Annotated in this window: 16 protein-coding genes and 1 pseudogene; 8 read left to right on the top strand and 9 right to left on the bottom strand. The window is 72.0% G+C overall.

Annotated elements, in window-relative coordinates; all coding sequences use genetic code 11:
- On the top strand, positions 1-339 hold the full coding sequence (locus tag O0S08_RS44655; protein ID WP_269035617.1) for a hypothetical protein: 339 nt from the start codon (positions 1-3) through the stop codon (positions 337-339).
- A gap of 31 nt (positions 340-370) precedes the next feature.
- Here O0S08_RS44655 and O0S08_RS44650 read toward each other — a convergent pair.
- The 4 genes and pseudogenes from O0S08_RS44650 to O0S08_RS44635 form a co-directional block, all read right to left on the bottom strand.
- A pseudogene (locus tag O0S08_RS44650) lies at positions 371-2328 on the bottom strand (potassium transporter Kup).
- Between the two features lie 160 nt (positions 2329-2488).
- Positions 2489-3889 (bottom strand): GH3 domain-containing protein, encoded by a 1401-nt coding sequence (locus tag O0S08_RS44645; protein WP_269035616.1) that lies wholly within the window; start codon positions 3887-3889, stop codon positions 2489-2491.
- Between the two features lie 11 nt (positions 3890-3900).
- Entirely contained in the window at positions 3901-4896 is a 996-nt protein-coding gene (locus tag O0S08_RS44640) for a helix-turn-helix domain-containing protein (RefSeq protein WP_269035615.1), read from the bottom strand.
- Positions 4893-5399, bottom strand: coding sequence for a hypothetical protein (locus tag O0S08_RS44635; protein WP_269035614.1), 507 nt, complete (start codon positions 5397-5399; stop codon positions 4893-4895). The genes O0S08_RS44640 and O0S08_RS44635 overlap by 4 nt, the downstream gene beginning before the upstream one ends.
- An 86-nt stretch (positions 5400-5485) precedes the next feature.
- On the opposite strand from O0S08_RS44635, the gene gshB reads away from it, so the two are divergent.
- On the top strand, positions 5486-6460 hold the full coding sequence (gene gshB / locus O0S08_RS44630) for a glutathione synthase (protein WP_269035613.1): 975 nt from the start codon (positions 5486-5488) through the stop codon (positions 6458-6460).
- A gap of 39 nt (positions 6461-6499) precedes the next feature.
- Positions 6500-7291: a sigma factor-like helix-turn-helix DNA-binding protein gene (locus tag O0S08_RS44625; RefSeq protein ID WP_269035612.1), complete on the top strand. Its 792-nt coding sequence runs from the start codon at positions 6500-6502 to the stop codon at positions 7289-7291.
- A gap of 528 nt (positions 7292-7819) precedes the next feature.
- Here O0S08_RS44625 and O0S08_RS44620 read toward each other — a convergent pair.
- Positions 7820-8446, bottom strand: coding sequence for an RNA polymerase sigma factor (locus O0S08_RS44620; protein ID WP_269035611.1), 627 nt, complete (start codon positions 8444-8446; stop codon positions 7820-7822).
- Between the two features lie 689 nt (positions 8447-9135).
- On the opposite strand from O0S08_RS44620, the gene O0S08_RS44615 reads away from it, so the two are divergent.
- The 4 genes from O0S08_RS44615 (at position 9136) to O0S08_RS44600 (ending at position 16337) form a co-directional block, all read left to right on the top strand.
- Positions 9136-12000, top strand: a complete 2865-nt coding sequence (locus O0S08_RS44615; protein WP_269035610.1) for a serine/threonine-protein kinase — start codon at positions 9136-9138, stop codon at positions 11998-12000.
- Positions 11997-14906: a serine/threonine-protein kinase gene (locus tag O0S08_RS44610; RefSeq protein WP_269035609.1), complete on the top strand. Its 2910-nt coding sequence runs from the start codon at positions 11997-11999 to the stop codon at positions 14904-14906. The genes O0S08_RS44615 and O0S08_RS44610 overlap by 4 nt, the downstream gene beginning before the upstream one ends.
- A 220-nt stretch (positions 14907-15126) precedes the next feature.
- Positions 15127-15519 (top strand): GAF domain-containing protein, encoded by a 393-nt coding sequence (locus tag O0S08_RS51135; RefSeq protein ID WP_276082571.1) that lies wholly within the window; start codon positions 15127-15129, stop codon positions 15517-15519.
- An 8-nt stretch (positions 15520-15527) separates the two neighbouring features.
- Entirely contained in the window at positions 15528-16337 is an 810-nt protein-coding gene (locus O0S08_RS44600) for a sensor histidine kinase (protein ID WP_276082570.1), read from the top strand.
- A 278-nt stretch (positions 16338-16615) separates the two neighbouring features.
- Here the strand turns inward: O0S08_RS44600 and O0S08_RS44595 are convergent, their stop codons facing one another.
- The 4 genes from O0S08_RS44595 to O0S08_RS44580 all read right to left on the bottom strand — a co-directional run bounded on the left by O0S08_RS44595 (position 16616) and on the right by O0S08_RS44580 (position 20155).
- Complete coding sequence (locus O0S08_RS44595; RefSeq protein WP_269035608.1) at positions 16616-17260, bottom strand: hypothetical protein; 645 nt, start codon at positions 17258-17260, stop codon at positions 16616-16618.
- Entirely contained in the window at positions 17257-18024 is a 768-nt protein-coding gene (locus O0S08_RS44590; protein WP_269035607.1) for a DUF1828 domain-containing protein, read from the bottom strand. Before O0S08_RS44590 ends, O0S08_RS44595 begins: the two co-directional genes overlap by 4 nt.
- Complete coding sequence (locus O0S08_RS44585; protein WP_269035606.1) at positions 18021-18443, bottom strand: hypothetical protein; 423 nt, start codon at positions 18441-18443, stop codon at positions 18021-18023. The genes O0S08_RS44590 and O0S08_RS44585 overlap by 4 nt, the downstream gene beginning before the upstream one ends.
- Before the next feature lie 245 nt (positions 18444-18688).
- Positions 18689-20155, bottom strand: coding sequence for a helix-turn-helix domain-containing protein (locus O0S08_RS44580; protein ID WP_269041911.1), 1467 nt, complete (start codon positions 20153-20155; stop codon positions 18689-18691).
- A gap of 114 nt (positions 20156-20269) precedes the next feature.
- Between O0S08_RS44580 and aceB the strand changes: the two genes are divergently transcribed.
- On the top strand, positions 20270-21934 hold the full coding sequence (gene aceB, locus O0S08_RS44575; protein ID WP_269035605.1) for a malate synthase A: 1665 nt from the start codon (positions 20270-20272) through the stop codon (positions 21932-21934).
- Positions 21935-22034: the final 100 nt, after the last annotated feature.

The raw sequence follows: 22034 nt of genomic DNA, 5'->3' as shown, positions 1-22034 counted from the left end.
ATGGCGAAAAAGACGAGCCGAGCGAAGACCCCCGGGCCGCACCGGCGCTTTGCCAACCTCATCGAGACGTGCCCCGAGCTGTCCGCCGCGGTGGTGTTGCTCGAGGAGCTGGCCGCGGCCCTCGCGGCAGAGGAGAGCCGCCGCGACCTGCAGAGCACCCTCGGGCTGTTCTCGGACTGGGTCGGCGAGGTGCGCTGGAAGCACGCGCCGATCGACGCGGCGCTGTACGAGCGGATCCTGGCGGTGCTGGCACGATTGACGGCCCTCAGCAGCGAGCCGATGCTCGCCCCGGACGCGAAGCGCCTGTACGCGGATCTCGCAGCGGTGCGCGACGCGTGAGCTGCGGCCTGCGAGGGCTCCGCGCTCCGCGTCACAGATCGATCTGGATCCCGAGCTCCACGACCTGCTCCGCCGGCAGGTCGAAGTACGCGGCCGCCGACCTGGCGTTGCGCATCATGAAGCCGAACAGGCCCTCGGCCCAGCGGCCCATGTTGCCCGCCTCGGTGGCGAGGAGGTTCTCGCGGCCGAGGTAGTAGGTGAGGTCGTCGAGGTCGACGTCGAGCAGGCCCGAGCGGGCCGCGCGGTGGAGCAGCGCCGGCACGCAGGTGCCCTGCATGAAGCCGGAGCGGATGATGACGCGATAGAAGCGCGGCCCGAGCTCCGTCACGTAGACGCGCAGGCCGGCGCCGACGCGCGGCACTCGCTCGGTGATCACCGTGAGCAGCACGACGCTGCGCTGCAGCGCCTTGTTGTGGCGCACGTGGTGGCTCAGCATCGGCGGCGTGTCCTCGGAGTTCGAGGTGAGGAACACCGCGGTGCCGGGGACGCGCGTGAGGCCGCGGCCGGCGAGGTGGGTCTTCCGCTCGAACTGCGCGAGCGGGATCATCAGGTTGCGGAAGGCCAGGGCCAGCAGCGCCCGCCCGCGCTTCCACACCGCCATCACCGTGAACAGCGCGGCGCCGACGAGCAGCGGGATGTAGCCGCCGTCGAGCAGCTTGAACAGGTTGGCGCCGAGGAACAGCAGGTCGACGCCGAGGAACAGGACGAGCAGCGGCAGCGCCCTGGCGACCGGCCAGCCGAGGGCGTGGCGCGCGACCACGTAGAACAGCACCGAGGTGATCGCCATGCTGCCGGTGACCGCGACCCCGTACGCGGCCGCGAGCCCGGAAGAGCCGCGGAAGCCGAGCACCAGGGCGATGCAGCCGAGCGCCAGCGCCCAGTTGACGGCGGGCACGTAGATCTGGCCGACCGTCTCGCTCGAGGTGTGCTGGATCTGCATGCGCGGCAGGTAACCCAGCTGCACCGCCTGGCGGGTGAGGGAGAACGCGCCGGAGATCAGGGCCTGCGACGCGATCACCGTCGCGGTGGTGGCGAGGGCGACGAGCGCGTAGGTGGCCGCGCCGCGCGGCACCAGGCGAAGAACGGGTTGGCGACCGCGTCGGGGTGGAGCAGCAGGTTGGCGCCCTGGCCGAAGTAGTTGAGGACGAGGCCGGGCAGGGCGAGGCAGTACCAGGCGAGGCGGATCGGTCGCCGGCCGAAGTGTCCCATGTCGGCGTAGAGCGCCTCGGCGCCGGTGATCACCAGGACCACCGAGCCCAGGATGGTGAAGCCGTGGAGGCCGTGGTCCGCGAAGAAGCGCAGGCCGTGCCAGGGGTTCACCGCGGCGAGGACCATCGGGTTGCGCGTGACGTGGACGAGGCCCAGGCCGCCGATGGTGGCGAACCACGCGGCCATGATCGGCCCGAACACGCGGACGATGCCGGCGGTGCCGCGCCGCTGCACCGCGAACAGGGCCAGCAGGATGACGCAGGTCAGCGGGAGCACCGCGTGCGCGAGCGCCTCGGTGGCGAGCCCCAGGCCCTCGACGGCGCTGAGCACCGAGATCGCCGGGGTGATGACGCCGTCGCCGTAGAGCAGGGCGGCGCCGAACAGGCCGAGCGCGGCGACCCAGCCGAGCTGCGGCGAGCCGACCGCGCGCAGCCGCTCCGGCACGAGGGCGAGCAGGGCCAGGATGCCGCCCTCGCCGCCGTTGTCGGCGCGCAGGATGACCGTGAGGTACTTGATCGTGACGACCAGGATCAGCGCCCAGAACACCAGCGAGAGGATGCCGAGCACGGTCTCCGGCGTGAGCGCGAGGCCGTGGGCCGGATGGATGCACTCCTTGAGCGCGTACAGCGGGCTGGTGCCGATGTCGCCGAACACCACGCCGAGGGCGAGCAGCGTGGTCCCGGCCGTTCCGGGGTGGCCGCGGGGCGCCGGGGCGTCGTCGTCCGTCTGTCCGCTCGTCGGAGGTGCTCGCTCGCCCATCGCGTCGCTCGACCCGGGCATCTAGCGCCGTTTGCGGGCGGCGCTCGTGCTGTCGCTGCGGCGGGGCGGGCGGGCGCCGGACGCGGGCCGCGGCGAGGTCGTCGGTCGCGCGCATGCGCCGGCCTCGACGTGGCCGAAAGGACATGTCCTCGCGGCCTTCCGAAGATGTCCGAAAGAACAGCTAGCTCGACAGCACGCGCACCACCGGGCCGGCGACCTTGTGATCGAGGCGGCGGGCGGCCTGGTCCCATGCTTCTTTGAAGGCGCCGTGGGGGACCAGCTCGATCCGCGGCGGGCGCAGCTGGCGTTGCGCGCGGAGGTGGGCGTAGGCCGGGCTGCGGCGGAGCAGGTCGTCGTCGATCGAGCGGCCGAGGCGGGCGCGGAAGTCGGCTCGGGCGACGCCCTGGACCTCGACCTGGACGTGCAGGCCGGTCGCGCGCAGGGGCTGGCGGATCCCCGAGACATCGGCCGAGCCGAGCTCCGTGTCGACGAAGTGGTTCGGGCGCGACTCGGCGGGCGAGGCGTCGTCGGCCACGCTCTGCGGGTCGGGGCGGACGGTCGCCGCCACCAGGGCCGGGTCTTCGGGGCGGAACGCGGCGCGCACGCTCGCGGCCAGCTCGGCGCCGGGCAGCGACAGGCCGGCGAGCGGCACGGCCGGGTCGGGGGCGGGCAGGCGGACCACGCGGGGGCGGGGGAACGGGACCAGGGCGGTCGGCGGGTCGAAGCCGACCACGCGCACGAACTCGCCGGTGCGGAGGCGGAGGCAACCTGTCCCCGAGGACACCACGAGCTCGTAGCGCTCGCCGACGATCGCGTGCTCGGGCCACAGCGCGGCCGCTTCCTCCGAGCCGCGGCGGTCGTCGCCCGGGGGCAGCAGCTCGACGATCGCGCTGGCCAGGGCCAGGGTGAAGCCGCGGGCGGGCGGGTGCGGCGAGGGCAGGCCGAGCCGGCCGGCGCGCGGGTCGATCCATCCGGCCGAGTGCAGCTCGGCGCGGGCGCGCAGGCGCAGGCGCACGTCGAAGCTGGCGAGCAGCAGGCGCAGGCCCGGCAGGCGGCGCTCGAGCGGGCCGCGGGCGTGCTCCTCGAGGCAGGCGAACGCGGCCGCGCTCGGGCTGACCAAAAGGCCAGGTTCGAACGCGACCAGGCGCTCGAGCGCGTGGGCCGGGTCCTCGAGGGCGTGCAGCCGCAGGACCTCGGCGCCGAGCGCGGCGAGGTCGTCCTCGGCGATCGCGTCGACCGCGGGGTCGGCCCGGCGGGCCTGCAGCAGGCCGGCGCGCAGCGGTGTCCCTTCGGACATGCTCGAACGAACATGCTCCGAGAGCCATGTCCGCCAGACCCGCACGACCTCGTCGCGCTCGGCGGCCGCGCCGGCGTCGGCCGGGCCGTCGAGGTCGAGCAGCGGGTCGACGCGGGCCGCGTGGGCGCGGGCGTCGAGCAGGGGGACCTGGGCGCGGAGGTCGGGCAGGCCGCCGAGCCGCCGCAGGCCGAAGGTGCGACCGAGCTCGCCGCCGCCGAGTTGGTCGACGAGGCGCTCGAGGCAGCGTTCGCGTCCGGGGGCGCGCAGCGGCCTCGGGTCGGACATGGCGCTCCCGTTCAGCCCGTGCCGAGCTCGCGGCGGAGGGCGGCGACGACGCGGGTCGCGTGCTGGCGGCGCTCGCGGAGCGACCCGGCCTGCTGGGCGACGGCGAGGCCGTCGACGCCGGCGATGAAGCGCTCGAGGTGGGCGAGCGCCTGGCCCTTGCCACCGACGGCCAGCAGCGCGCGGGCGAGGCCGTAGTGGGCCTCGAGTGAGTCGGGGGCGGCGCGCAGCAGCTGGCGGTAGCCGGCGATCGCCGTCTCCGGGTCACCTGTCCGAAGAGCCAGGGCCGCGAGGTTGGCCTGGGCCTCGTGCTGACCGGGGTCGCAGCGCAGCGCCTGGTCGAAGTGGTCGCGGGCGCCGTCGAGGTCGCCGACGGCGGCCAGCAGCGCGCCGAGGTTGGTGTAGGCCGCGGCGAACTCGGGGTCGAGGTCGAGGGCGCGGTCGTAGGCCTCGCGGGCCTCGGTGAACGCGGGGTCGTCGGGGTCGTCGCCGGACCACGCGGCCTCGCGCTCGCAGGCGTAGAGGAACCACTCGTAGGCGCTGCGGTCGGGGGCCGGGCCTTGCGGGCGCGGCATGGCCAGCACCTGCGCGACCTCTTGATGCAGCGTCTGCACGTTGAGGTCGAGCAGCACCTGGCCGGTCGCGGCCTCGAAGCTGTGGGTCTGGTCTTCGACGACCACGCGCTCGTGCTCGCAGCGGACGCGCAGGCGGGCGAGAGGTTGGTCGACCTCGGGCAGCTTGACGCGCAGCGAGTCGAGGCTGCGACGGACGCGTTGCAGCGGCATGCCGGCGCCGAGCAGCTCGCGGGCGACCTTGATGGCGATGAGGTCGCGGAAGCTGTAGAAGGTGCGCCCGCGGACCCGGATCGACGGGCTGATGAAGCCGGTCTGGGCCCAGTAGCGCAGGCGGCTCTCGGGCAGCTCGAACAGGCGCGACACGTCGCGCACTGCGTACGCCGACTGCGCCGACGGGCCTTCGTTGGCGATGCTGGTCTCGTTGATCTCGTTCATCGCTTGCTCGCCTCGCGTGCCGCCTCCAGCGATACCATGGCATCGCCGTCGATGAAGACTCGGGTGCCCTCGCTGCGGACGTGATGATCGATCTCCACGTGCAGCTGCGCGGCCGGCACACCCGCCAGCCGCGCCAACTCCGGCCGCGCCAGCGCGACGAGCTTCTGCCGCACGCGCGCGCTCCCCAGCATCAGCTCCGCCAGCTTGTCGGCGGTCGCCACGTCGGCCGGCTCGCGGAAGTGGGTCGCGCAGCGCCGCAGGTCGATCGTCACCATCACCGTCGCGTAGAACCGCTGACCCGGCGCGCGCCGCCCGCGACCCAGCTCCGGCCCGGCCTCGATCACCAGCTCGCCGTACTTGAACAGCAGCTCGAGGGCGCTCGGCGCCAGCACCTCGCGGACCTCTCGCCGGATCAGCTGGACCTTCTGGACCTTCGCCCAGGCCGGTTCGGGCAATTGCGCCTTGGGCGCGGGTGCAGCTCGGGGTTTTCGGGCGGCCGCCATGGGTCTACTAGTATGTGCATGTAGGACATACACCTCCAAATTTCCGGCGGGCGCGACACCGCCCCCCAAGCGGGTATTCTGGGGCCATGCCGACCGCCAAGCACGCCCGGGGGGACGTTCTGTTCGTCCTCGACCCGCTCGAGACGATCCACCCGAAGAAGGACAGCTCGTACTTGATGATCGCCGAGGCGCTGCGGCGCGGCTATCAGCCGTGGTCGGTCGAGCTGTCGGGGCTCCTCCTTCGCGGGGCCGAGGCGGTCGCGCGGGCCTACCCGCTCGGGCTGCACGAACCCGGCGCGCCGCTCGCCCCGACCGGCGATCCGCAGGTGCGCGCGCTGGGCAGCTTCCGCGTGGTGGTGATGCGCAAGGACCCGCCGGTCGACCCCGACTTCGTGACCGCGACGTGGTGCCTCGACCGAGCGGTGAGCCACACTCTCGTGATCAATCAGCCGCAGGGGCTGCGCGACCTGAGCGAGAAGCTGGCGATCCTCGACTTCCCGGAGTTCATCCCGCGCACGTTCTTGCTGCGGAACATCGGTGACCTGCGCGACGCGCTCGCCGAACTCGGCGGGCAGATGATCCTCAAGCCGGTGTTCGGATTCGGCGGACGCGAGGTGCTGATCGCCCGCGAGAACGATCCCAACCTCAGCACGCTGTTCGAGCTGGCGACCCGCGACGGCCGCACCTGGACGATCGCGCAAGAGTTTGTGCCCGCCGCCAAGTACGGCGACAAGCGTATCTTGTTGGTGGACGGCGAGCCGATCGGGGCGGTGATGCGGGTGCCCGCGGAGGGCGAGCTGCGCAACAATTTCCATGCAGGCGGCAGCCCGGCGCTGACCCAGCTCAGCGCCCGAGACCGGGAGATCTGCGCGCGTCTGGGGCCTTTCCTGCGCGAACGGGGCCAATTCTTCGTCGGCATCGACGTGCTCGGCGACTTCCTCACCGAGATCAATGTGACCAGCCCGACCGGGATGCAGGAGATCAATCGCCTCGGCGGCCTCACCGGCGACGAGACCATGCAGGCGAGGTTCTGGGCCGCCCTCGAGCCGCGGCTGCGCTAGCACCGCCGCGCGACCCAAACCGCGCGATTGATGCTAGACATGAACTCCCCCCCTACGATGTCCAGCCCGACGACCGAGCTCGCGACCCTGGTGCGCGCCGCGATCCCGCGCCTCTACGCATTCGCCTACGTGATGAGCGGCGAGCGCGACGAGGCATTCGTCCATGTCCGAGAGGCCATCCGCGGACTCGACCGCGAGGCGCTGTTGGCCGCGGAACGCCCCGGCGATTTCCTGCTCGGCAAGCTGGCCCGCGAAATCGAGGGCGCGTTCGGACGCAAGGCCGAGCACAGCTTCGTCATCCTCGACAACCTGCTGCGCAGCGAGGAGACCCAGCCGATCGACGCCGACAGGCCGCCGATCGACGGCGACCTGTCGCGCGTGTCGGTGCTGCTGTGGGAGCTCAAGCGCACCTGCCTCGCCTCGGTGCTCGGCGCCCTGCCGCCGGGCGTGCGCGTGTCGTTCGTCGTCACCGACCTGTTCGGCTTCCCGCCCGCGGCCGCCGCCGAGCTGCTCGGCATCAAGGAGAGCGCCTTCCGCGTCCGCCTCACCCGCGCCCGCCGCCGCCTCGAAGACTACCTCGCGCCCCGCTGCTTCCACGTCGACCGCCACAACCCGTGCTATTGCGAGGGCCGTCTCAACCTGGCCCTCGAGACAGACTTCGTCAAGCTCCCGCCCCACACCGCCGACGTCCCGGCCGCCGCCTACAACGACGAGCCCGAGCACCGCGACATCGCCGAGCTTTACCGCACCCTCCCGCCCGTGCAGCTGACCTGCGAGCAGCAGGACGAGCTCGTGGCCGTGGCCGTCGCCAGCGAGGTCGTCGCGACGTAGGCGCGAGCCGGTCGCAGCGATCGGCGACCGATTGTCAAAGTAGTAGGAATCGGGCCGACCGACGGGTCGGCCGCTCGGCGAGGGGCATCGACCCGTATGTGTCGAGTCGCGGGGTGAAGGACGCGAGCAGCGCGGCGACCGGGAGCGACCCGCAAAGTAGTAGGAGTTGGCCGGCGTTCGGCCGACGACTCGGACGGGCGACGGACCGCTCGACGACAGCGAGCGGCCAAAAGGTGCGGGCCGAGGCGAGCCGCTTGCTCGCCGGTCGTCGCCGGAGGCGCCCCGTCCTTGGGGAAAGAGCGCGCTCCAGGATCAGGCGACTTTCGCATGTCCCCGAGGACATGTCGAGAGATCGACGCCGGCAGGCCCTCGCGGACGGGTAGAAGCCGCGGCGGCGGTATGTCCTCGGGGACAGATCGAGTCCATGGCGACGGCATGTCCCCGGGGACAGCTGGGACCCGTGACGACGTCATGTCCGCGGGGACAGATCGAGCCCCGCCCACATCTCCAGTCCGGGGACGCGCCGGGTCACTCCGGCTCGTCGCCGAGCACCTGGACGCGCAGGCGGGCGGCCCAGGCGTCGAGGTTGGCGAGGGTGCTGCACAGCAGCACCGCCGAGGTGCTGAGCTCGCGCAGGCGCTCCTCGAGCAGCTCGCGGCCGCGGCGCAGGCGAGTCTTGGCGGTGCCGACGGGGATCGACAGCACCTCGGCGAGCTCGGCGGCGGTGATGCCCTCCCAGTAGTGCAGCTCGAGCACCACCTGGTAGTCGACCGGCAGCCGCCGCAGGCCCTCGAGCAGGAGCCGCTGCTCTTGCCGCGCCGCGACCGCGCTGATCGGCGACGACAGCTCGTGCGCCGAGTCCTCGGCGAAGTCGACCCGCGCCTCGTCGCGCCGCTGCTCGCGGTAGTGCTTGCACAGCACCTTGTAGGCGATGGCGAACAGGTAGCTGCGAAAGGCCGCCTCGTGCCGGAAGCGCTCGCGGCCCTCGAGACAGGCGAGGAAGGTCCGCTGGATCAGGTCCGGCCCCGCCTCGCCGACCTTGTTGCGGAAGAAGCGGGCGATCGCCGCGTAGTGGCGCTGGAACAGCCGCTTTCCGGCCTCCCGATCGCCGCCGCGCCAGGCGTCCACGAGCGCCGCGTCGCTGTCCTCCACCACCGGGCCGCGATGCTAACAGACCGGCGTGATGGCGGCCCGCGATCGCAATCCTGCCGAAGCCGCCGCGACGAACGCCCCCCACGGCGAAGACGGACGGCGACCTCATGCACGTCGCTCGGCACCCGAGGACTTGGGATCGCGTGGTCGGGAGTCAGCAACGCGACGCGTGAGGCGAGCGCTCCGCAACCGAGGTCGCGACGAACGTCGGACGCATGCGGTCGCGAGGCTGCGGCGCGGCGAGGTATTCGGCGAGCGGAGATCGCGGTCCGGATCGCCCGCGCGGCTTCGCCTCGAGATCGCTGCTCCGGGGCTCGCGTGCGGCGACCCCGGAGATCGATCTGCCACGAGGACCCGGGTCGAGCGGCGACATGAGCGGGTTCTTCAAACCTCAGCGTGGGGCTGCGCGATCGCCTTGCGGCCGAAAGTGCGCGATCTCGCGCTCGCTGCTCCCCGCCCGGCCGTTGGCCGCAGGCCTGGCGCCATTCGCTGCCGAAGCGCGGCGGCGGGGAAGAACGGCGCGTTCGTGAGCGTACGGGGGGCCAGGTGGCCGGGCCCGAATCTCTGCGAAGGCGGACTTCCTCGCCCGGGAGCGCCCCGTCACCATTCTCCGGGTCCGCCGTAGCGAAAAAAGTTCCCGGGGACGCGATCCAGCAGCCCTCTCCCGGGACAGCACCCTGAAAGCGGCCGTCATGCCAGACCGAATCCGCGCGTTGTCGTCCTCCACGTCGGGGGAGCAGACCCTGCAGCACACGCCCGCAGGCGCCACGCCCGACGGTCGGCAGGTCGACCCGAACGCGCCCACGCTGATCCCGATCGCGCCGGCCGACACGCGGCCGATCGCCCGCCCGCCGCGCGTCGAGGACGTGCCGGCGCCGGCGAAGATCGGCCGCTTCACCGTGCTGCGCGAGCTCGGGCGCGGCGGCACCGGGGTGGTCTACGCCGCCTTCGACGAGCAGCTCGACCGCAAGGTCGCGGTCAAGCTGCTGCACTCCGAGACCCGCGAGGACATCGCGCGCCTCCGCCTGATGCGCGAGGCCCAGGCGATGGCCCGGGTGTCGCACGCCAACATCGTCGGCGTGCACGAGGTCGGGACGTTCGGCCGCCAGGTCTACGTGGCGATGGAGTTCGTCCACGGCATGACCCTTCATTCATGGCTCAAGAGACAGCGGCGCAGCTTCGCCGAGGTCGCGGCGATGTTCGTCCAGGCCGGCTCGGGGCTGCACGCGGCGCACGAGGCCGGGCTGGTCCACCGCGACTTCAAGCCGGCCAACGTGATGGTCGGCAGCGACGGCCGCGCGCGCGTGCTCGACTTCGGCCTGGCCCGCGCCGAGCTCGAGCCCGGGCCGGCACCTGGCCTCGGGGACATGCGACCCGCCGAGGAGCACACCTCCGCGGTCGCCAACTTGCGCTCGCTCGACGCCTCGATCACGGTCACCGGCGTCATGCTCGGCACGCCGGCGTACATGTCGCCGGAGCAGTTCCTCGGCGGCCGCGTCGACGCCCGCGCCGACCAGTTCGCGTTCTGCGTCGCCCTGTTCGAGGCGGCCTACCGCGAGCGCCCGTTCAAGGGCGACACCCTGGCCGAGCTGATGTCGAGCGTGCTCGCCGGCCAGGTCCGCGACCTGCCGGCGCCGGCCGGGGTGCCGCGGGCCGTCCGCGCGCTGCTGCTGCGCGGCCTCTCGCGCGACCCGGCCCACCGCTGGCCGAGCATGCGCCCGCTGCTCGCCGAGCTGGCGAAGTTCGCCCGCCCGCCGGTCCGCCGCTCGTGGGCGATCGCCGCCGGCGTGGCGGCCACCCTGCTCGGCGGCGGCGTCGGCCTGGCCTATCAGTCAGGTGCGTTCGACGAGGCGTGCAGCGGCGAGGAGCGCCTGGCGGCGGTGTGGAACCACGAGGTCCCCGTTCGCCTGGCGGCGGTCGCCGAGTCGTCGGGGGTGGCCCAGGCCGGGGCCGCGTGGGCGCGCGCCGCCGCGGTGTTCGACGACTACGCCGCGCAGTGGGCCCGCGCCTACGGCGAGGCGTGCCGCCAGGAGTCGGCCGAGCAGCTCGACCTGCGCATGACCTGCCTGGCCGAGCGGCGCGACCGCCTGGCGGCGGCGATCGACATGTTCGAGCACCCCGACGACATGCTGGTCGCCAAGGTCGACGAGCTGACGGCGAGCCTGCCGGCCATCGGCCAGTGCAGCGAGGACAAGTACCTGCTCGCCAAGGTACGGCCGCCCGACGCGGCGGTGGCCGACGAGGTGGGCGCCGCGCGCTCGGAGCTGGGCCGCGCCGAGACGCTCGAGCTCACCGGCCGCTTCGCCGAGGCGCTGCTGCTGCTGGACGCCGCCGAGGCGGCCGCGGCCGGGATCGACTACCCGCCGGTGCACGCCGAGCTGGCGTTCCGCCGCGGCTCGGTGCGCGAGAACGACGGCGACTACCTCGGCGCGCGGAAAGCCTTCGAGGACGCGTTCTTCTTCGCCATCGCCGCCGGCCACCAGGAGGTGGCGATCGACGCCGCGACGCGGCTGGCCTACGTGGTCGGCCGTCGCCTGCACGACGCGTTCGCCAGCCGCGACTGGCTGAGGCACGCCGAGATCTACGCCGCTCGCAGCGACGACCCGATCCGCCGCGCCCGCGCGCTGACGGTCCGGGGGGCGATCGCCAACCTCGCCCGCGAGCACGGCGAGGGTCGCAAGGCCCTCACCGAGGCGATGCGCCTCTACCACGCGGCCGGCCAGGAGGACACGGTCGACTTCGCCAGGACGCTGCGCTTCTACGGCGACCACCTCATCAACACCGGCGAGAACAAGCTGGGCATCGCCCAGCAGGAGCGCGCGCTGGCCCTCATGCGGGCCAAGCTCGGCCCGCAGCACCCCGACGTGGCGATGGTCCACAACAGCCTCGGCCTGGCGCTGCGGGTCGACGGCCAGTACGAGCGCGCGCTGGCGGTGTTCAAGGAGGGGCTCGACGCCGCGGTCGACCTCGCCGACCAGCGCAACCACATCTACATGACCCTGTGGTTCAACACCGCCTACACCCACGAGGTGATGATGCAGGAAGAGCTGGCCGAGCAGCCGATGCGCGAGGCGCTGGCGGTGCTCGAGCGCTCGAGCGACCGCCTGCTCGGCGACACCTACGAGGTGCACAACGCCCTCGCCATGCTGGCGCGCAAGTTGAAGCGGCCGGAAGAGGCCGAGGCCGCGTTGACCGCCCTGCTGGCGCGCGCCGAGCGGAGCTGGGGCAGCAGCGACCCGCGGCTCACGCAGGTGCTGCTCAACCTGTCCGAGCTGAACCGCCTCGAGGGTCGCCCGGCGCCCGCGGTCGCCTACGCCGAGCGGGCGCTGGCGCTGATCCGCCGCGATCCCAACCCGGCCAACGAGCACTGGCGCTACTACGCGATCTGGCACCTCGGGGCCTCGTTGGCCGGGGTCGGCGAGGACGCGCGCGCGGTCGGTCTGGTCCGCGAGGCCCGCGAATTCGCGGTCAAGCAGGGCAAGGACGCCAAGAACTGGGTGTCCGACATCGACGAGCTCCTCACCAGGCTGGTCCAGAAGCGCGGAGGTCACGGATGAACGGGCCCACCCTCTCGCCCGAGGCCCTGCGCCCGCAGGTCGAGGGCGACTTCGCCAACGAGCGCGTCAAGCAGGCGATCATGGCCAGCCTGTTCGACGAGCCGGCGACGCCGGCGAAGATCGGCCGGTTCACGGTGCTGCGCGAGCTCGGCCGCGGCGGCACCGGGGTCGTCTACGCCGCCTACGACGAGGAGCTCGAGCGCAAGGTCGCGGTCAAGCTGCTCCACGCCGAGGCGACCGCCGACGTGGTCGAGGCCCGCACCCGCCTGCTGCGCGAGGCCCAGGCGATGGCCCGCCTGTCGCACCCCAACATCGTCAGCGTCCACGAGGTCGGGACCCACCTCGACCAGGTCTACATCGCCATGGAGTTCGTCCACGGCGTGACCTTGAGTACATGGCTCAAGAGACAGCAGAGGACCTGGCGCGAGCTCGTCGACGTGTTCCGCCAGGCCGCCTCGGGCCTGGCCGCCGCGCACGAGGCCGGGCTGGTCCACCGCGACTTCAAGCCGCAGAACGCGATGGTCGGCGACGACGGCCGCGTGCGCGTGCTCGACTTCGGCCTGGCCCGCGCCGAGGGCGACCCGCAGCTGTTCGCCGACCTCGAGCGCACCCGCGATCTCGACAGCAGCCTCGGCTCGGGCGCGGCCGCCAGCCTGCGCGCCCTCGACGCGTCGCTGACGATCACCGGCTCGCTGATCGGCACGCCGGCGTACATGGCCCCGGAGCAGTTCCGCGGCGACCGGGCCGACGCCCGCTCCGACCAGTTCGCCCTGTGCGTCGCCCTCTACGAGGCGCTGTTCCGCAGCCGCCCGTTCCCCGGCGACTCGCTCGCCGAGCTGATGCGCGCCGTGCTCGCCGGCCAGCTCCGCGACCCCGGCGGCGCCAAGGTCCCGCGCGCGCTGCGGTACGTCGTGCTGCGCGGCCTGCAGGTCCGCCCCGAGCACCGCTACCCGTCGATGGACGCGTTCATCGCCGCCATCGACCGCGTGGTCGAGCCCCGCCGCAGCGCGTGGTTGGCCGCCGCCGGCCTCACCGCGGCGTTCGGCGCGGTCGGCATCGGCCTGTCCTATCAGACAGGTGTGAACATCCAGGTGTGCGAGGACCGGGCCCGGCAGGAGGTCGCCGAGGTGTGGAGCCCGGCCCGCTTCCACGGCATCGGCGCCTCGCTGCGCGCGGTCGACCCGACGGTCGCGCAGTCGTGGACGGTCGCGCGCCGCCAGTACGACGAGTACGCCGAGCGCTGGGCCGACGTGGCCGCCGACGCCTGCGTGGCCGCCGAGGTCCGCCACGAGCAGTCGACCGCGCTGTACGAGCTGCGCCGGGCCTGCCTCGGCGAGCGCCTGCGCGACTTCCAGGCCGTGCTCGACCTGTTCGGCCGCCCCGACGTGGCGTTCGCGGTGCACGCGTCCGACCTGGTGGCCGGGCTCGAGTCGCCGCAGTCGTGCGCCGACCCGCTCGAGCTGCAGCGCCGCGCCGCGCCGCCCGAGGACCCCGAGCTGGCGCGCACCCTCGCCGAGCAGCACGCGGCGATCGCCCGCGCCGAGTCGCACCGCCTCGCCGGCAAGTTCTCCGAGGCGCTGGCGGTCCTCGACGCGCTCGCGCTGCCCGACGGCCAGCTGCCGCTGCGCGCCGACTACGAGCTGACGCGCGGCCGCGTGCTGGTCAGCAGCGGCCGGCCGAAGGACGCGCTCCTGTCCCTTCAGACAGCTTACTTCGCGGCCCTCGAGTCGGGCCGCGAGCGGGTGGCGATCGCCGCCGCCACCGAGCTGGTCCAGGTCACCGGAGAGCACCTCGCCGACTTCAGCGCCGCCGAGCGATGGGTCCGTCACGTCGACGCGCTGCTGGCCCGGGGCGGCGCGCCGCCCCAGCGCGCCGCGCTGGCCGAGGCCCAGGGCCAGGTCGCCCTCGCCACCGGCCGCAACGCCGAGGCCCTGGCCCACTTCGAGCGCGCGATCGCCTTGCACGAGCAGGCCGGCTCGTCGCACCTGCCCGAGGTCAGCGTGCTGTTCCGCCTCGCCGCCGACGCGGCCACCAGCCTCGGTCAGCTCGACAAGGCCGCGCAGCACGTCGACCGCGCCCTGGCGACCCTGCGCGAGCGCCTGTGCGACCCGGGCGCGACGATGGCCAACCCGGTCAGCTACCAGACTCTGGTCGCGGCCAAGGACGCCGCCGACGTCCCGGTCGACGTCGGCTGCTGCCAGCGCCACCCCGAGTTCGCCGCCAGCCTGCGCTCGGCCGGCCTGCTGGCGCTGCGCCACGGCGAGGCCGGCGCGGCCGCGGCGATCTTCGCCCGCTCGCAGCGCGGCATCGTCGGCCTGGTGCCCGACGACAGCCTGATCGCGCTGCAGCTGACGACCGGCGCGGTCGAGGCGCTGATGCAGCGCGACGACCCCGCGCAGGCCGAGCGGATGATCCGCCGCGCGCTCGCGGGGGCGAACAGCGCGGCGGTGGGCCTGCCGATCGACGCGCGCCCGCTCCACCCGGAGCTGTTCAAGCTGCGGGTGTGGCTGGCGCAAGCGCTGCTGCGCCAGGGCGATCTCGCCGGGGCGGAGGCGGAGATCCGCGCGACCGTGGTCGACGCCGAGCGCGCGTGGGGCGACGACGAGCCCTACCTCGCCAGCGCGCTCGAGGTCCTCGCCGAGATCCTCGCCGGCGCCGGCCGAACCGCCGAGGCAGTCACCGTCGCCGAGCGCGCGTACGCGGTCGCCAGCGCCCGCGGGGAGCTGGTCCAGCCGTCCCTCCGCTACGCCAGCGCGTTCCGCCTGGCCCGCTCGCTCGCCGGCGCCGGCCAGAGCGAACGCGCCGAACACGTGGCCGAGGAGGCCCGCGCCCTCGCCGCCGCCGCCAGCGACGTCCGCATGGTCGCCGCCGTCGACGCCTGGCTGCTCGAGCGCAAGAGCGGCTGAACATTCGGACATGTCCTCGCGGTCATGTTCGGACGCGTGTCCGTGACGCCGAGAGGACCTGTCGCAACGGACAGGTCGGACGGCTGTCCGCGCGCGCCGTGCACCAGATGTCTCAAGAGCCAGCTCCGGTGCGCCCCGAAGCGCAGGCGCAGACGGCGCGACGCTCGGCCGCGGGGGACCGTATTGCTGGGCCCCTGGGGCGTCGCCTACGCTGGGGATCATGAAGGTCGCCCCGCCCCCGCAGGATGAACCCGAGCGACTGGCGGCGCTGCGCGGCTACGCCGTCCTCGACAGCGCGCCCGAGGCCGACTTCGACGAGCTGACGCGCTTCGCCTCGGAGCTGTGCGGCACCCCGATCGCGCTGGTCAGCCTGGTCGACGCCGGGCGGCAGTGGTTCAAGGCGCGGGTCGGCCTCGACGCCGCCGAGACGCCGCGCGACATCGCCTTCTGCGCGCACGCGATCTTGCAAGCCGGGGTGTTCGAGGTCGAGGACGCGAGCGCCGACCCGCGCTTCGCCGACAACCCGCTGGTGGTGTCGCAGCCGAACATCGCTTCTACGCCGGCGCGCCGCTGGTCAACGCCGAGGGCTTCGCGCTCGGCACCCTGTGCGTGATCGATCGCGTGCCTCGCCACCTCGACGGGGTGCAGCGCCAGGGCCTCGCGGTGCTCGGGCGGCAGGTGATCGCCCAGCTCGAGCTGCGGCGCAAGCTCGTCGACCTGGGCCACGCGCGCGACCGGGCGCTCGCCGGCGTGCGCGCCAAGGACGTGTTCCTCGCCACCATGGGCCACGAGCTGCGCACCCCGCTCGGTGGGATCCTCGGCCTCAGCGAGCTCCTGCTCGAGGGCCCCGCCGGCGCGCTCGACGGCACCGCCGACGACCTCCGCGCGATCCACCGCGCCGGCTCGCACCTGCTCGAGGTCGTCGAAGACATCCTCGGCTACGCCCAGCTGGAGCTCGACCAGCCGCGCCTGCGCCCGCGCCCGTTCGACCTCGGCGAGATGCTCGCCGACATCGAGGCGACCGTGCGCCCGCTCCTGCGCGGCCGCTCGGTCGCCCTCGACGTCGCCCGCGGCCCGGCGCCGATCGTCGCCGACGCGACCCGCGTGCGCCAGATCGTCTACAACCTGGTCGCCAACGCGATCCGCTTCACCGAGCGCGGCTCCGTCGACGTGACCCTCGAGCCGGGCGAGCGCACGATCGCAGTGCGCGTGCGCGACACCGGCGTCGGCATCGCCAGGGACAAGCTCGGCCTGCTGTTCCAGGACTTTTCGCAGGTCCACGGCGACCACGAGGCCGAGCTCCGCGGCTCCGGCCTCGGCCTCGCCATCAGCCGCCGCTACGCGCGGCTCATGGGCGGCGAGATCGTCGCCGAGAGCGAACCCGGCCGCGGCTCGACCTTCACGCTGACCCTGCCGCGCGAACAAGTTTAGTAAAATGTCGTAAAGGACATGCTTGAAGGAGCATGTCCTCAAAGACATTTAAATTGTCGTGCTGAAGCCCGCTGCGGACGAGCTCGGGAAGCCGTCTAGCATGGGTGTCGGCGCAGCAGGCGTGGCTCGTTGTCGGCGAACAGCGCATGCGCTGGAACCCGAGATTGGCCGAGCAGGAGGCCACGCCGGAGTAGAGCGACCCGGCCCTCGCAGACGAGGGCAACGGGGAGGTCGGCGCGCTCGCCGAGAGCAGGGCCGCGGAGTTGACGTCCCGCGGGCTACGTGCCCGCCGCGAGGCGGGCGGCGATCGCAGGCGTCGGCGGATCGAACACGACGGCCAGCTTTCGCCACGTCTCGGCGTGGAAGTCGTATTCGCTGGAGTGCGGCCCTCGCCGCTCGGGATACGAAGCGGCGAACACCTCGGCCGCCCGGTCGCGTCGGGCCGTCGTCGCCAGCGCGGCGGCGGCGTACCAGCGGACCGTCCACGTCGGGCTGTCCAGAGCCGCGAGCAACTCGGCCTCGAGAGGCTCGCCCAGGCCGAGGCGATGCGCCGCGACGGCCGCGTGGATCTGCACCGCCGGCGAGAAATCGACGAGCCCCCCACGCACGACCGGCGCGGACCGTTCGCGGTGGGCAGTCGCGTGCCGCAGCGCCTGGAACACCCACCGCCGGACCTCGGAGGACGGATGGACGGCGAAGCGCGCCACGCAGGCGACATCGTCCGCCGTGGGGACGATGGCGCGGCGCGGCAGCTCGCGGCGCTTGAGCGAACGCGTCGGCGAAATGTCCCGCCACAGATGCTCGAGCCCCTGCAGGCGGTGCTGCACCCCGGCCTGCGCGTCGGTCGCGAGCTCGCGCAGGGCGGCGACGAAGCTCGCGTGCCGCCGGTGATCGTCGAGCGAGGGGAGAGGCCAATTCGTCAAGCCGCTAGCAATTCGTACAGGGTTTTAGGGTCAGAGATGCCGATGAGGTCGGACTGCTCACGGATTCGCTCCAAGTCCTCATTTCTGTATGCGTCGATCCGATCATCGAAGACAGTGACCCGCTGCTCCGGCCGTCCGGACAGGTCGTACCACTTGCGAAACACCTCGTTTGAGGCGGTATGCGCTTGATGAGCGCTATGTCCCGGGGCAAGGGTCAGCACCATTGAATCCAGCTTATTGCGGACGACGAAGTCGACCTTTACACGCCGACCACCACGTCCTTCGAGCTCGCAGTCGATGTCGTATGGCAAAGCCACGTCAGAGAAGAACTCTTCGACCTCTTCAGAGAAATTGGTCTGAAGGTTGCTCTTCCGCGTGTAGAACAGATCAGCAACCCGTACGCATGCTTGCCCGAGCCGAATGATCCCAGAAACTAGCTCTGCCCGGGATTCAATTGGAAGCTCCAAGGCACCGCCAGCCTGTCGGACACCGTAAAGCTGAATGGCGTCCTGTAGTAGTTGTTGGCGACGCTTCGATTGCCACGGCTTGACCTGCATGTCCAAGAGCCAGGTCACTGTCTGCCCGAGGTCACTCAGGAGCAGGCGTGGAAAGAGCGGGTCCGTTTCCCAGACGAACACGTCTACCGATGAACCATCTGGGTAGAGGAAGGCCGTCTCGCAGCGGAGGCGCTGGCCTACCCGATCGATCTCTCCTACAAGAGAGTTACCGCAGAGCACGGCCTTAATGTCAGATGCAGCGATCATTGCTCAAAGGTCCCGCGATGCTCGATCTTGGCAAGCTTGCAGAATAGCAGAAATAGCTCGGAGATTGTCTGGCCGCTAAGTTCTGGACGATCCTGCACTCCGGTAGGGAGGTTCTTCCCAGGGCAACGCGGAGTCTGCAGAGAGTGCTTGTGAGAACGGCCGGCAGGACGGTGAGCCGGGCCGTCAACATCAAGGCGGCAGATGGGACCGACGCCGGCCGCGCAGACGTTGAGGGTCTTCGCGCCGCTCTCTGGGTTGAAAGAGATGTTGAGCCGCAGCGCCACGCCACTCGAGTTCTGGATCACGATCCCGTCCGCGACACGCGCCGGCGCTGTGTTAGCTCGTTGGGACAGCTTGATGTTGGTCTCGATGACCTTATCGGGTATGTCACGGATCGCCTCGAACTCGTCTCGGTTCACCCGGACAGGTTACGAAGGACAGGGGCGTAGAACAAGCGCAGCTCGCGCGTTCATTTCTGTCCTGGCATGGGTTTTCGACCTTCGTCGCGCTTTCGGCGCATCTGCCTGTAAGGGGGCAAGCGGGGCCGGGCAGTTGCCTGCGCTCGGCGCGCGTACCACTTTGATCTTCCGTGAGAGCTTCAGATTGCTCCCCACGATCTCTGGGGGCGCCCCGTAGTCGGGGAAAGACAAGCTAGCGCCTGGTCTCATTCGTCCGGAGGCGGCGCATACAGCGAGAGCCCGCGATAGTTCGGGTCGACGCGCAGCGGCACCTTGAGCGAGGGCAGGGCTCGCTGCTCGCAGGCGGTGCGCTCGCACAATCGGCACGTCACCCCGACGGGCGTCACCAGCCCCGGATTGAGCAGATCGACGCCGTCGGCGTACACCAGGCGAGGCGCGTGCTCGACCGCGCAGCCGAGGCCGATCGCTTGCACCGGCTGCTGCGCGTGGTATCCGCCCGAGTCTTTTTGAATCGTGCGAGCGATACAAAAGTAGCTCGCCCCGTCGGGCATGCGCGAGACCTGCACGCGGATCATGTTGGGCGTCTGGAACGCGCTGAAGATGTTCCAGCGCGGGCAGACCCCGGCGTAGCGGGCGAAGCGGATCCCGCTGGCGGAGAAGCGCTTTGAAATATTGCCGGCGACGTCGATGCGCACCATGTGGAACGGCACGCCCTCCTGCGTCGGCCGGCGCAGGGTGGTGAGGCGATGGCAGGTCTGCTCGAAGCCGACGCCGAAGCGGCGGCCGAGCACGTCGATGTCGTAGCGCAGCTCCTCGGCGGCGCGGCGGAACTCCGCGTAGGGCATCCACACCGCGCCGGCGAAGTAGTTGGCCAGCGCGACGCGGGCGAGCGCTCGGCTTTCGGCGCTGGTCAGCAGCGGGTCGCGGCCGAGGCTGTCGAGCACGTCTGCGTGGACGATCAGCGCCACCTGGGCCGCCAGCTGAAACAGCCGCGAGCGCGTCGGCAGCAGCTCCGACAGATGGAGCACCCGGCTGCGCGGGTCGAAGCGCCGCAGCGCCGGCCCCGGCTGCCCGGAGCGGGCGATCTCCACCCGCACGTCGCAGGCGCGCGCGAGGTGGCGGACCAGCGCGCCGAAGCGGTCGAGCTCGCCGAGCCCGGCCTCGCGCCGCAGCTGCTCGGCCCGCTCCTCGAGCGCAGGGAAGTAGTTCATGTGCTGCTGAAGCAGGTCGCTGACCTCCTCGCTCGGCAGCGACGAGCGCGACGCGCCGCCGGCGTCGTCGCCCGCCTCGAGGCGCGACGACAACGCGTCGGTCGCCACCAGCGCCCCGCGATAGGCCCGGTACAGCTGCAGCACCGCCCGCGCCGCCGCGGGGCTCGCCGACGCCACCTCGCGCACCTCCGTGTTCGTCAGCGGCGCCTCCTCGAACAGCGGGTCGGCGAACACCTCGAGCAGGTCGTGCACCAGCCGCGCGTCGTCGTCGCCGGCGAACGAGGCGAGGTCGACCTCGAGCACCCGCGCCAGCTTGATCAGCAGCGGCGCCGGCAGGGCCCGCTTGTCGTGCTCGAGCAGGTTCAAATACGACGGCGAGACGTCGAGCCGCTGGGCCAGCTCGGCCTGCGAGAGGCCGGCGCAGCGGCGCAAGGTCCGGATCTTCGCGCCGAATCGGGGTGTGTCACGGGCCTCTGCAGCAGTCTTCTTGGCGACGGCCATTGACACGATTTACAGCATGACAACCCGCCGTTGACAACGATGGAATGACGTTGCAACCCTTACAGCTGCGCCTGTTTGAGCTTTGAGCCCACCGGAGCTATTGTCACGACGTCGATGCAGCGGCTCCAAACCCCTCCCGGCGTCTCCTTGCGCGGCCCCCGCGTTCCCGGCGATTCCACCGTTCTGAGCCATGAAGCCCTGGCCTTCGTGGCCGAGCTGCAGCGCCGTTTCGGCCCGCGCTTCGCCGGAGAATTGGCGGCCCGCCAGGCTCGCCAGGGCCGCCTCGACTGCGGTGAGAAGCTCGATTTTGCGCCCGAGACGCGGGACCTGCGGGAGGCCGAGTGGACCTGCGCACCTGTCCCCGAGGACATCCTCGATCGGCGCGTCGAGATCACCGGCCCGGTCGACCGCAAGATGATCATCAACGCGCTCAACTCGGGCGCGCGCGTGTTCATGGCCGACTTCGAGGACGCGACTGCGCCGACGCTGCACAACCTGGTCGACGGCCAGCGCAACTTGATCGACGCGGTGCGGCGGGAGATCCGCCTCGAGCAGGGCGGCAAGCTGTACGAGCTGGCCGAAGAGACAGCCGCGCTGTTCGTCCGCCCGCGCGGGTTCCACCTGCCCGAGGCGCACGTCCTGATCGACGACGCGCCGGCGCGCGGCTGCCTGGTCGACTTCGGCCTGTACGCCTTCCACAACGCCGGCGAGCGGCTGCGCCGCGGCCTCGGCACGTACCTCTACTTGCCGAAGCTCGAGAGCGCCGCCGAGGCCCGGGTGTGGGCTGACGTGCTGCGCGCCAGCGAGGAGATGCTCGGCCTGCCGACCGGCACGATCCGCGCCACGGTGCTCATCGAGACCCTGCCGGCCGCGTTCCAGATGCACGAGATCCTCCACGCCCTGCGCGACCGCTCGATCGGGCTCAACTGCGGCCGCTGGGACTACATCTTCAGCTTCATCAAGCGCCGCCAGGGCGACCCGACGGCGTTGCTGCCCGACCGCGCGCTGGTGACGATGGACCGCAGCTTCCTGCGCGCCTACTCGCAATTGCTGATCCAGACCTGCCACCGCCGCGGTGTGCACGCGATCGGCGGCATGGCGGCCAACATCCCGGTCAAGCACGACGAGGTGCGCAACGCCGAGGCGCTCGCCCGCGTGCGCGCCGACAAGGAGCGCGAGGCGCGAGACGGCCACGACGGCACCTGGGTCGCCCACCCGGGCCTCGTGCCGCTCGCCCGCGAGGTGTTCGACGCCCACATGCCCGGGCCGCACCAGATCTGCCGCGTCCGCGAGGACGTGCAGGTGGTCGCCGCCGACCTGCTGGCCGTCCCCTACGGGCCCCGCACCGCCGAGGGCCTGCGCCGCAACATCGCCGTCGGCCTGCAATACATCGAGGCGTGGCTGCGCGGCGTCGGCTGCGTCCCGCTGTACGACCTGATGGAAGACGCCGCGACCGCCGAGATCTCCCGCGCCCAGGTGTGGCAGTGGCTGAAGTACTCGGCCACCCTCGAGGACGGCACCGCGCTCGACTTCCCGCGCGTGCGTGAGGCGATCGACACAGTGCTGGCCGAGCTGCGCGCCGAGCTCGGCCACGAGCGCTACGCCTCCGGCCGCTTCGCCGCCGCCCGCGCCCTGTTCGAGCGCCTCGTCGCCGCCGAACGCTGCGAAGAATTCTTGACCCTCCCCGCCTACGAAGCCCTCGTCGCCGACGACGTGACCGGGCCGGCCGCGGCGGAGGACGTGCCGCATGAGACGACCGTCCGACGAGCGGCGCAGTGACCTGAATTTTTTAAAAAAACATCCTCGCGCCGGACCGGCGCGACCCGAACCCAGCGAGCGATCGAGCGCCAGCAGCGGCGCCGGCGAGTCGCCGCGCAGG

It is taken from the genome of Nannocystis punicea (assembly GCF_026965555.1).
Lineage (GTDB): Bacteria > Myxococcota_A > Polyangia > Nannocystales > Nannocystaceae > Nannocystis > Nannocystis punicea.
This window is presented reverse-complemented; position numbering and strand designations above follow the sequence as displayed.

Excerpts from the sequence above, each read along its gene's own strand:
- O0S08_RS44645 (WP_269035616.1), bottom strand. The coding sequence starts at position 3,889 with ATGTCCGACCCGAGGCCGCTGCGCGCCCCCGGACGCGAACGCTGCCTC.
- O0S08_RS44615 (WP_269035610.1), top strand. The coding sequence starts at position 9,136 with ATGCCAGACCGAATCCGCGCGTTGTCGTCCTCCACGTCGGGGGAGCAG.
- O0S08_RS44610 (WP_269035609.1), top strand. The coding sequence starts at position 11,997 with ATGAACGGGCCCACCCTCTCGCCCGAGGCCCTGCGCCCGCAGGTCGAG.
- O0S08_RS44590 (WP_269035607.1), bottom strand. The coding sequence starts at position 18,024 with ATGATCGCTGCATCTGACATTAAGGCCGTGCTCTGCGGTAACTCTCTT.
- O0S08_RS44640 (WP_269035615.1), bottom strand. The coding sequence starts at position 4,896 with ATGAACGAGATCAACGAGACCAGCATCGCCAACGAAGGCCCGTCGGCG.
- aceB (WP_269035605.1), top strand. The coding sequence starts at position 20,270 with ATGCAGCGGCTCCAAACCCCTCCCGGCGTCTCCTTGCGCGGCCCCCGC.
- O0S08_RS44580 (WP_269041911.1), bottom strand. The coding sequence starts at position 20,155 with ATGGCCGTCGCCAAGAAGACTGCTGCAGAGGCCCGTGACACACCCCGA.
- gshB (WP_269035613.1), top strand. The coding sequence starts at position 5,486 with ATGCCGACCGCCAAGCACGCCCGGGGGGACGTTCTGTTCGTCCTCGAC.
- O0S08_RS44655 (WP_269035617.1), top strand. The coding sequence starts at position 1 with ATGGCGAAAAAGACGAGCCGAGCGAAGACCCCCGGGCCGCACCGGCGC.
- O0S08_RS44635 (WP_269035614.1), bottom strand. The coding sequence starts at position 5,399 with ATGGCGGCCGCCCGAAAACCCCGAGCTGCACCCGCGCCCAAGGCGCAA.
- O0S08_RS44625 (WP_269035612.1), top strand. The coding sequence starts at position 6,500 with ATGAACTCCCCCCCTACGATGTCCAGCCCGACGACCGAGCTCGCGACC.
- O0S08_RS51135 (WP_276082571.1), top strand. The coding sequence starts at position 15,127 with ATGAAGGTCGCCCCGCCCCCGCAGGATGAACCCGAGCGACTGGCGGCG.